Annotated in this window: 8 protein-coding genes; 3 read left to right on the top strand and 5 right to left on the bottom strand. The window is 61.6% G+C overall.

The genetic code is table 11. The annotated features are described in order from the left end of the window. Positions 1-134 precede the first annotated feature (134 nt). The 5 genes from I2I01_RS14065 to ispF all read right to left on the bottom strand — a co-directional run bounded on the left by I2I01_RS14065 (position 135) and on the right by ispF (position 6,653). A complete protein-coding gene (locus I2I01_RS14065; RefSeq protein ID WP_196287116.1) occupies positions 135-1,235 on the bottom strand; it encodes a phage tail protein in 1,101 nt (366 codons plus the stop codon). Between the two features lie 326 nt (positions 1,236-1,561). Continuing rightward, complete coding sequence (locus tag I2I01_RS14060) at positions 1,562-2,620, bottom strand: hypothetical protein (protein WP_196287115.1); 1,059 nt, start codon at positions 2,618-2,620, stop codon at positions 1,562-1,564. A 66-nt stretch (positions 2,621-2,686) separates the two neighbouring features. After that, positions 2,687-4,072, bottom strand: coding sequence for a LutB/LldF family L-lactate oxidation iron-sulfur protein (locus I2I01_RS14055; RefSeq protein WP_196287114.1), 1,386 nt, complete (start codon positions 4,070-4,072; stop codon positions 2,687-2,689). 259 nt (positions 4,073-4,331) lie between these two features. Further along, on the bottom strand, positions 4,332-6,014 hold the full coding sequence (locus tag I2I01_RS14050) for a M28 family peptidase (RefSeq protein WP_196287113.1): 1,683 nt from the start codon (positions 6,012-6,014) through the stop codon (positions 4,332-4,334). Positions 6,015-6,173: 159 nt separating this feature from the next. Further along, a complete protein-coding gene (gene ispF / locus I2I01_RS14045; protein WP_196287112.1) occupies positions 6,174-6,653 on the bottom strand; it encodes a 2-C-methyl-D-erythritol 2,4-cyclodiphosphate synthase in 480 nt (159 codons plus the stop codon). A 329-nt stretch (positions 6,654-6,982) separates the two neighbouring features. Here ispF and I2I01_RS14040 point away from each other — a divergent pair, with 329 nt between their 5' ends. The 3 genes from I2I01_RS14040 to I2I01_RS14030 are packed head-to-tail and all read left to right on the top strand — an operon-like array spanning position 6,983 to position 10,513. After that, the gene (locus tag I2I01_RS14040) at positions 6,983-7,597 is read left to right on the top strand and encodes a TetR/AcrR family transcriptional regulator (RefSeq protein ID WP_196287111.1); all 615 of its coding nucleotides are present in this window, start codon (positions 6,983-6,985) and stop codon (positions 7,595-7,597) included. A 36-nt stretch (positions 7,598-7,633) separates the two neighbouring features. After that, the gene (locus I2I01_RS14035) at positions 7,634-9,316 is read left to right on the top strand and encodes a TolC family protein (protein ID WP_196287110.1); all 1,683 of its coding nucleotides are present in this window, start codon (positions 7,634-7,636) and stop codon (positions 9,314-9,316) included. Positions 9,317-9,367: 51 nt separating this feature from the next. Beyond that, on the top strand, positions 9,368-10,513 hold the full coding sequence (locus tag I2I01_RS14030) for an efflux RND transporter periplasmic adaptor subunit (RefSeq protein WP_196287109.1): 1,146 nt from the start codon (positions 9,368-9,370) through the stop codon (positions 10,511-10,513). The last annotated feature ends 17 nt before the right edge of the window (positions 10,514-10,530 follow it).

The raw sequence follows: 10,530 nt of genomic DNA, 5'->3' as shown, positions 1-10,530 counted from the left end.
AAAGGACAATAGCGGCGTAAATTAGTCATTATTTCAAGGTGTTGCTGTTTTATAGGGGCATATTGGCCCACAAGCCAAAAAAAAATGGCTTGCCACGCCGGAGCTTTCTTTAGCTCACCCAGGCCGATGGCCGCTTATTGCTTAATCACGCGCAGCCGCACCGGCTGGTCGGTCAGCGCTACCTGCAGCACGTATAGCCCCGCTGGCAAGGCGCCCAAATCATTGATTGGCACCTGGTTATTGCCAGCGGTCAGGTCGAGCGACCTAACGAGTACCCGGCGGCCGGCGGCGTCGGTGAGCGTGAGCAGTGCGCCGGCTTGCGCCTGCGCCGCGCGCAAGGCAATGGTCACCTCTGTGGCAAAAGGCTGGGGCACGGCGCTCAGCGCCTCCACTTCGGCAAATGCCACAGCGCGTACGGGCGAGTAGGTGGCGCTGCCGTCGGCATCTTGCTGGCGCAGGCGGTAGTAGCGCCGGCCGGCTTTGTCCTTTTCGGCATCAACAAACTGGTATTGGTGGGCCACCGTGCTGCTGCCCGCGCCGGCCACAAAGCCCAGCGCGTGGAAGTCCTGCCCGTTGGTGCTCACCTGCACCTCAAAGCCCCGGTTGTTTTTCTCCGAAGCTGTAGCCCACTTCAGCGAAGTATTGGCGCCCTGGCGGGTGGCCTCGAAGGTGGTCAGTTCCACGGGCAGCGGGCCCGGACCGGGAGCCGTCACGGTGAAGCTGCCTTGGTAGTTGTTGCTGTTGTTGGAATAATAGCGAGTGCCATTGCCGCACTGGTCGTAGTCCGAATCGCCGTACACTTCCAGGGTGTAAGTGCCCGGAGCCAGACCGGCCGCCACATCGGCCGTGTTGTTGAAGCGGCTCCATTGCTGGTCGCCACCCGTCAGGTTGGTGTCGAAAGGCAAGTTCACCTGCGTGAAGCTGCCGGGCGTGCCGCCGCTGGTGCTATACACGCGGTAGTAGAGGTGGGCGTTCAGCACGTTGCAGCCGCTGTTCTTGTATGTTTTGAGCTGCCCGCCCACAAACACCAAGGACTGGCCCTGCACCACCGTGCCCAGGCTGGGACCCACAAAATCGTAAGAGGTAGTCTGGGTTGAAGGGTTGAGGTCGTAGGTATTCGTGCCGCCGTTGTTGATGTTGAGAAACACGTAGCCTTCAAAAATGCCGGTGTCGGCCTGAGCCGGTCCGGCCGCCAGCAACAGTACCAGGCCGAGCAGCGGCCACCAGGTGCGCATGGGGCGAAGGAAAGAGAAAGCGGGTAAAGAAAACTGCATAAGAACGATGTGGGAATTGGGTTGGAAAAAGCAAAAAAGAAGCATTGGCTGGGCCCAAACGAGCCCAGCGCACCGGCCCGAAGGCCAATCCGTAGTCTGGAAAGGGGGGTGGCCCGAAGACCGGTCATCGCCCCGGCCGCGCCCGAGGATGGCGCAGCCAAAACAGCCTCTCATTAAAATGCCGGGGGTAGAGGCAGAGAGGTAACAAAGTTCGTACATATTGCGAACTTTAGCAACGCACGCGGACCCGCTATTTCTGTGCCGGTTAGCGCCTTAGCTGCCCGCCCCTAAACCGCCGACTGACGCGCCGGCGCCATCATAATGCGGCTCAGGAATTCCAGCGCCGGCTGATAGCGGCTGCGCAGTTCCTGGTATTGCGCCCAGGCCGCCGCCCGGTCTTCGCACAGGCGCAGGCCCTTGTCGGCCAGCAGCTGGCAGGCCTCGTCGAAGTCGGCGCGGTGGGGGGCCTCATCATTGTCGGCGGGCAGCAAGCTGCTGGGTTCGGCGCCGGCTTTGGCGTTAAAGAAACGGTATACCCGGTTCAGGGCCAAGCAGCCGGCTTTGAAGGTGGTTTCGGCCTGCCGGGGCCGGGGAACGTCGACGGCGGCGAAGAGCAGCGCGGCCGCGTCCAGAATCAGCCCGCCGGCCGTCACCCAGGAGCGGCCCGGCTGCGGCGAGCGGAAAAACGAGAGGATGGGCAGCGAGGTGTGGCTTTCCTCAATCTCGACAAACCATTGCTCCCAGGCAGCCCACTGCGCGTCGTCGTTCTGCACTGAGCCGTCGTGGTTGAGCCAACCCAGCAGGCAGGCGGCGGTGGGCGGCGTGCCGGCCCGCAGTTCGAGCAGGGCCACGGTGGTTTCGCGCCGGGCAAAAGCCTGGTAAATGGTAGGCAGGTAAGAAAGAAGCAGCGTGAGCAGCAGCAGCCCCAGCGTGGCTTCGGAATAAGTAAGGATGCCGCCCACCACGCTGAAGTCATCAATGGTGCCCAGCGTGAGCAAGGAGCTGCCACTCAGCTGGTAGCAGTGCAGCCAACTGCCTTCGCCCACGGCCCAGTACATGCCGGTGTAGCCGAAGCTCACCAGCGCTTCCCACACCACGGGCAAAGCCACCAGGGCCACCGGGGCGTAGTGGGCCATGATTTTGTCGCGTCGCTCGTAGGAATTGGCCAGCTTGGCGGCCAGGTCGAACACCACCCTGATGCCCATGAACACCCACACGTTCAGCCGCACCACCTCATTGCGCGGCAGCACAAACGAGCGAATAGCCGCCGATAACGTGGTGATAACGAGCATCGCGCCGCCCAGCGCCGTCACCACGCGCAAAGCTCCAAACAGGAAGTCCGACATACTGAAGCAAAAACCCTGATACGGACAAGTGCCTCAAACCGCCGACCATTCAGCGGATTACCTGGCCTAGCGCGGGGGCTGCCGCTGCTGCCACAGCTCCCGGAACGAGGGCCCGCCGATGTGCAGGGCCTCGCGGCGCTTGCTCCAGCCCACCTGACCCAGCAGGCGGCCCAGGCTCCAGTCCTTCACCTTGGCGGGCAGAATATCGAGCGCCCAGCGGTGCTGCATGCTCCACTTCCACAGGCCAATGGCGAGCTTTTCTTCGGTGGGCGCGTAGCCTTCCTCCACGCTCTGCTTGCGGTTGAGCAGCAACAGATTGTGCAGCGGAATGCGCACGGGGCACACCGAGGTGCAGGCGCCACACAGGCTGCTGGCGTAGCTCAGGTGCTTGTGCTCGGGCAAGCCGCTCAGGTGCGGGCTGATGACCGAGCCGATGGGGCCGGAATAGGTGGTTTCGTAGGTGTGCCCGCCGATGTTCTTGTACACCGGGCACACGTTGAGGCAGGCGCCGCAGCGGATGCAGCGCAGAGCGGCGCGCTTGTCGGGTTGGGCCAGCAGGTTGGTGCGGCCGTTGTCGAGCAGGATAACCACCATTTCTTCGGGCCCGTCCACCTCGTGGGCCTGGCGCGGTCCGAAATACACAGTATTATAAACTGTGACCTGCTGCCCCGTGCCGCTGGTGCTCAGCAAGGGCCAAAACAAGTCCAAGTCGGTGAGCTGCGGAATCACTTTCTCAATGCCCACCACCGCAATGTGCAGCTTCGGGAAAGTGGCCGAGAGGCGAGCGTTGCCCTCGTTCTCGGTCACGGCAATGGCGCCTTCTTTCGCAATGAGGAAGTTGCCGCCCGTCACGCCCACTTCGGCGCTGGTGTACTTGTTGCGCAGCAAATGCCGGGCCGTGAGCACCAGCTTTTGCGCGTCGTCGGTGGGCTCGATGCCGAGGTGCTTCACGAAGATGTCGGCGATGTCGGCCTTGCTCAGGTGCATGGCCGGCGTCACAATGTGGTAGGGCCGCTCCCCATTCAGCTGCACTATGTATTCGCCCAGGTCCGTCTCCACCGACTCAATGCCTTGAGTAGCGAGGTACTTGTTCAGGTGAATTTCCTCGGTGGTCATGCTCTTGGCCTTCACCACCGTTTTGGTGTGGCGCGCCGCCGTCAGCTTGCCAATTTCGGCCAGGGCCTCGGCCGCGTCGCGCGCCCATATCACGCGGCCGCCGCGGGCCGTGAAAGCGGTTTCGAACTGCAGCAGGTACTCGTCCAGCTTTTCCAGCACGGTGGCCTTGAGGTAGGCGCCCCGGTCGCGGGCCAGCTCGTGCTGCTCATACAGCTTCATGCCGGCGCTCACGGCCGCGTCGTACTTGCCGATATTGAAGCGGATTTTGCGGCGGTGCTCGCGGTCGAAGGCTTTGGCTTCGGAATCGAGCTGGAACTGGTCGGCTTTTACTTTCATGCGGTCGGGCAGGTGAAATGGGCTTCACCCGGATAGTTCAGTACTTGAAATTAACAGAGAACGTCATGCAGAGCGCAGCCGAAGCATCTCTACCGCGCCGTCTGTCATCCTGAGCAAAGCGAAGGACCTTATCAAGTAAGAACGACTGTCGTCCTGCGGTGATAAGATGCTTCCTTCGTCAGCATGACAAACGGCGCGGTAGAGATGCTTCGGCTGCGCTCGGCATGACGTTCTAAACGTTCACACCATGAGGCGCTAACTACGGTTTGTTCGAATCAACCACAATGCGCCCGTCGCGGTTGGCCAGCTCCCAGGCCAGGTGAAACACCAGCTTGGCGCGCTTCTCCATCTTCGGAAACTCGATTTTGCTGATTTCGTCGGTTTCCTTGTGGTAGTCGGCGTGCACGCCATTGAAGAAGAAGGCCACCGGTACCTTGTTCACCGCGAAGTTGTAGTGGTCGGAGCGGTAGTAAAAGCGGTTCGGGTCGGCCGGGTCGTCGAAGCGGTAATCCAGGTCGAGGTTGCTGTACTGCTTGTTCTCGGCTTCCAGAATCACCTTCAGCTCCGACGCCAGCTTGTCGGAGCCGATAACGTATACGTAGTCGGGCTTGCCCTCGTGCTCCACGTCGGTGCGGCCTATCATGTCCACGTTCAGGTCGGCCTCGGTTTGGGCCAGCGGGAAAATGGGGTGCTTGGAGTAGTACTCCGAGCCAAACAGGCCCTTTTCCTCGCCCGTCACGCTCAGGAAGAGCAGGCTGCGACGCGGACCGTGGCCTTCTTTCTTGGCTTGGGCAAATGCCTCGGCCATCGACACAATGGCCGACGTGCCTGAGCCGTCGTCATCGGCCCCGTTGAATACCTTGCCATCCTGAATGCCCAGGTGGTCGTGGTGGGCCGAAATCACGATGATGTCCTCTTTCTTATCGGTGCCCTCAATGAAGCCCAGCGCGTTTTCCGTGCCCAGCGGCGTGCGCTTGCGCTCGGCCTTAATCTGCATCGGCTTCACCTTGAAATCCGATTTCACCGGCTGTTTGGTGCTATTGATTTTGGCCAGGTAGGTCTGCATGGCCGCATCCTTGGTGCCCAGCAAAGCCAGGCCCACGGCCGGCGAAATGGCGAACGTCGGCACGCGGCTCGGTTTCTGCCCTTCGCTCATCATCGCCACCGACGGGCGGCTAATGTAGGGCGCCAGGCGGGCCGTCTGCTTGGCGAAGTTGCTGGTCGGGTTGAAGCTCACGAAAAATACCGAGCGGGCACCTTTCTGGGTGGCCAGCTGCACCTTGGTGCGGTCGTTGCCCCATTTCGAAGGCGACCCATCGGCACTCAGCAAGGCTTTGCCGCCGTCGCCGGTGGGCTCGCCTTGCATAATGAGTAGGTCCTTGCCCGCTACGTCGAGACCGGCGTAGTCGGAGTAGCCGGGCTGCTCAATGCCGTAGCCCACGAACACGGGCGTCACGGTGGTTTCGGTGGCGAAGGGCGAGTCGCCGGTGCCATAGAAGTCCGTCAGCCAAGCGTAGCTGGTTTTGCCCACTTTCAGGCTGGCGCCGTCGGCCCAGCTCACCTGCTCCACATTGAACTGTTGCAGGTAAGGGTCGGTGCCGGTGGTCACGGGGCCGGTCAGGCCGGCGTTTTTGAACTGCTCGGCCACGTAGGCGGCGGCCATGTGCTGGCCCTTCATGCCCGTTTCGCGGCCCTCGTACTCATCGGAGGCCAGCACGCCCAGGTGCTTGCGTAGGCGTTCGGCATTCACGAGGTCGGCGTATTTCACGCTCCAGTCCTCGGCCACGGGCTGCGTGGCGGGAGCGGCTTTATCGTCTTTGATTTTGGTTTTGGCGGGCGCCGTCACGCCGCCTTTGGTCTTCACTTTGACCTTGCCCTGCGCATAGGCCGGGGCAGCGCTGGCCAGGGCCAGAAAGGCCAGCAGGAGAGGGGTTTGCTTCATCTTATAAGTTGTGGTGGGAATGAGTTTTAAAGGCCGTCATGCAGAGCGCAGCGAAGCATCTCGCGTGCCGCCACTAAATTCTTTCGATTGATTTACAGCTGCACGCGAGATGCTTCGCTGCGCTCTGCATGACGGCATTTTTCAGTTACGGAGTTTAAACTACGATTTCACAATCAGCACGCTGGCGTAGGCCGCCACTCCTTCCTGCCGGCCCACAAAACCCAGTTTTTCGGTGGTGGTTGCTTTGATGGAAATATCTTCTTCGGCCACGCCCATCACGGCCGCCAGCACGCGCTGCATTTCCGGGATGTGCGGGTTGATTTTGGGGCGCTCCAGGCAGATGGTCGAATCCACGTTGCCCACCTCGTAGCCACGTTCGCGCAACAGGCGCATCACGCCCGCCAGCAGCTTCTTCGAGTCGATGCCCTTGTACTGCGGGTCGGTGTCGGGGAAGTGGAAACCGATGTCGCGCAGGTTAGCGGCGCCCAGCAGCGCGTCGCAGATGACGTGGATGAGCACATCGGCGTCGGAGTGGCCGAGGGCGCCGTGGGTGTGGGGCACCTCAATGCCGCCCAGCCAGAAGGGCAGGCCCTCCTGCAGTTGGTGAACGTCGTAGCCGAAGCCGGTCCGGATTTTCATAAGCAGCAAATGCAAACGGGCCACCGCGGCCCGGCGCAAAAGTACCCGCATCCAGCACTTCTGTTGCACAAGCGCGCCGGGGCAGCTTCACAAATAAATAATGTCATTTACTTATGCTATTAAGCTAAATATATTAGCTTTGCATTGCCAACTAAATTAGTTGTCTATGCAGCCAGCCGCGCACTTTTTTTCGGCTCGGGCTAAAGTAAACGCGGGGCATCTGCGTCTTGACCTGCGCAAAAAGGCCTTGCACTGGTTGCAGACCGTAAAAATGCGTTGGAAACTTTGGGTACATTGAAAGTTTCCATTGTATCTTTGCGGCGTCAATTATGGAAATCAAAGACCGAATCCTGAACCACGCCCAAAAGCTTTTCCTGCGTAACGGCATCAAAAGCGTGAGCATGGACGACATCGCCGCCGATATGGCCATGTCGAAAAAGACCCTTTACAAATGGTTCGAAAACAAGGACCAGATTGTGATGGCCGGCATTACCAACCACCTGAACGGGGTGCAAGGTGAATGCGCCGGCGTAGCCAGCAAAGCGACCAACGCCATCGAGGAAATGCTGATGCTGGCCAAGTGGGCCGACGAGCAGTTTGCCGACATCCACCCCAGCATCTTCAACGACATGAAGAAGTACCACCCGGCGGCCTGGGAGCTGTTTCGGGCCCACAAAAACACCTTCATCCTGGCCCAGATAATCCAGAACCTGCGCCGGGGCATGGCCGAGGGCCTGTTCCGGCCCGACCTCGACGTGGAGGTGCTGGCCCGCCTCAACCTGGCCCAGATTGAGCTGGCCTTCGACTCCGAGCTGTACCCGTCCTCACAGTTCAGTCCGGTGCGCGTGAACCGGGTGTTCGACGAGCATTTCCTGTTGGGCGTGGCCACCCTCAAGGGGCACAAGCTCATCAACGAGTACCGGCACATCACCGAGGCTGAATAACCTTTCTCTGCTTACCCGTTTCTTTTTTAGCTGTTTATGAACATGCTGTTTCCAACCAGATTCCTGCTGGCGGCTGCCCTGAGCGCGGCCGTGCCGCAGGCGCTGCTTGCCCAGTCTTCGCCCGCGGCGATGCCGGCGGCCCCGCCCACCACGGGCACCATGCCGCTGAGCCTGCAACAGGCCGTGAGCTACGCCATTCAGAATAAGTCGACCTTGCTGGCCACCCGTTTGGGCGAGGCCACGGCGGCCGCCCGCGTGGGCGAAATCAAGAGCGCCGGCCTGCCGCAGGTGAATGTAGGCGCTACGGTCACCGACAACCTGAAGCTGCAAAAGTCGCTGGTTGACTTCGGCGCCCTAGGCGGTGGCTCGTCGGCTACGCCGCTGACGGCGGCCGACATCGCGGCCGCGCAGGCCGGCCAGACGGTGAACATCAAGCCCATTTCGCTGCCCTCCGAACCGGTGCCGCCGCAGGCTTTCGCCTTCGGCCTGCAGTACGCCGGCAACGCCAGCGCCTCGGTGTCGCAGCTACTGTTTGATGGTTCGTACTTAATTGGCCTGAAGGCCGCTAAGGTTTACACTGAGCTGGCTAAAAAGCAAACCCAGCAGGCCGAAATCGACGTGGTGGAGCAAGTGAGCAAGGCTTACTACAGCACGCTGGTGGCCCGCTCGCGCCTCGCGCTGCTGGCCCGCAACGTGCAGCGCCTCGACACGGTGCTCTACCAGACCAACCAGACCTTCAAGGCCGGTTTTGCCGAGAAGCTCGACGTGGACCGGCTGCGCGTGCAGCGCAACAACCTGGTGGTGGAGCAGCAGAAAGCCCAGCGCCTCACCGAGCTGAGCGTGGCGTTGCTGAAATTTCAGATGGGCCTGCCGCAGCAACAGGCTGTGCAGCTGACGGATTCGCTCAGCGCGGCCGTGGTGGACGCCGGCGCCCTGCGCCAGCGCCTCGGCGTGGCCAGCTTCAGTGTCGGCGGGGCCGGCGCGGGCAATGTGCCCACCGCCCCTGCCCCCGCCACGGGTACCGACCCCGCTACCCAAAGCCGCCTCGACCAGCAAACAGCTCTCGCGGGCGGCTTGGCCCCGGCCGCCCTCGGCGCCTTTAACTATAACAACCGCATCGAGTTTTCGACCTTGGAAACCCAGCAGGCCCTGGCCGGCCTCGACCTACGCAACCGCCAGGCCGGTGCCTATCCGCGCCTGCTGCTGACCGGTGCCTACGGCTTCACCGGCTCGGCCAAGACGATGAGCGACCTGTTTGCCTTCCGTGGGCCGGATTCGCGTAGCGGCAACGGCTTTCCCAACCAGAATTGGTTTGGCTTCGGTAACGTGGGCCTGACGTTGCAGGTGCCCGTGTTCGACGGCTTCCGCCGCAAGTACCTGGTGCAGCAAAGCCGCATTCAGCAGCAGACGTTGGAGCGCGGGTTTGAGACGCTGAAGCAGAGCATCGACCTGCAGGACGCCCAGAGCCGCACCACGTTGGTGAACGCGCTGGACGTGCTGGACAACCAGAAGGCCAACCTCGACCTGGCCACCGACGTGGCCCGCGTGACGCGCATCAAGTTCAATGCTGGCGTGGGCTCCAACCTGGAGGTGATTACCGCCGAAACCGACCTGCGCTCGGCCCAGACCAACTACTACGGCGCCGTGTACGACGTGCTGGTGGCCAAAGTCGACCGCGACAAGGCTACTGGCGAGCTGTACAACCAAGTGAAAAAATAACGCTGGGCTTAGCCCGCTTCTCTTTTAAAACACCGAAATACCTGCTTACCCATGCGTTTCAACCCAACCCAACCCGCCGCGCTATTCCTCGCCAGCACCCTGCTGCTGGCCTCCTGCGGCGGTGAAAGCAAAGACCCCAAAGCCGAGCTGGCCAAGCTGAAAAAAGAGCAGGCCGCCACGCAGGCCAAAATTGCCGAGCTGGAGACCAAAACCGGCGCCGGGGCCGAAGCCGCCGCAGCCAACATCACGCCCGTGTCGGTGCTGAACGTGCAGCCCGAGAGCTTCAAGAGCTACTTGGAGGTGCAAGGCCGCGTCGATTTTGACCAGAACGCCACCGTGGGCGCCCGCGCCGCCGGCTCGCTCACCAGCATCCGCGTGCAGCGCGGCGACCGGGTGGGCAAAGGCCAGGTGCTGGCCACCATCGATGCCAGCATCCTCGATGCCAACATTGCCGAGCTGCGCACTCGCATGGACCTGGCCCGCACCGTGTATGAGAAGCAAGCTGGCCTGTGGAAACAGCAGATTGGCACCGAAATTCAGTACCTGCAAGCCAAGAATAACTACGAGGCCCTGCAGCGCAACCTGGCCACCCTCAATCAGCAGCGCTCCCTATACAATGTGATGGCACCCTTCAGCGGCACCGTGGATGAAGTGTTGCCCAAGCTGGGCGAAATCGCCGCTCCCGGCTCGCCGGTGGTGCGCCTGACCAGCGGCTCGGGTGGTAAAATCCTGGCCGATGTGTCGGAAGCCTACGGCAACAGCATCAAGGCCGGCGACAACGCCGTGGTAACCATTCCGGACCTGGGCGGTGAGGAAATCCCCGCCACGGTGCGCGTGGTGAGCCGCAGCATCAACGCCACCAGCCGCACCTTCACGGTGGAGCTGCGCCTGAAAGGCAGCAAAGCCGCCGACCTGCGCCCCAACATGGTGGCCACGGTGCGCATCCAGAACTACGACCGCCAGAACGCCACCGTCATCCCCGTGGACCTGGTGCAGAAGGACGAGCAGAACAGCTACGTGTACGTGGTGGGCCAGGAAGGCGGCAAGGCCGTGGCCAAGAAGCGCATCATCCAAACAGGCAACGCTTACAACGGCAAGATTGAAGTGACCAGCGGCCTGAAAAACGGCGACCAGGTGATTTCGGCCGGCTACCAGAATTTGAATGACGGCCAGGTGGTGAGTGTCGCCAAGGCCTAACACAGCCCGCAGGCTGT

This window comes from Hymenobacter properus (genome assembly GCF_015694735.1).
GTDB classification, from domain to species: Bacteria; Bacteroidota; Bacteroidia; order Cytophagales; family Hymenobacteraceae; genus Hymenobacter; species Hymenobacter properus.
The sequence above is the reverse complement of the archived record's forward strand: the minus strand, read 5'-3'. Positions and strand labels throughout refer to the sequence as shown.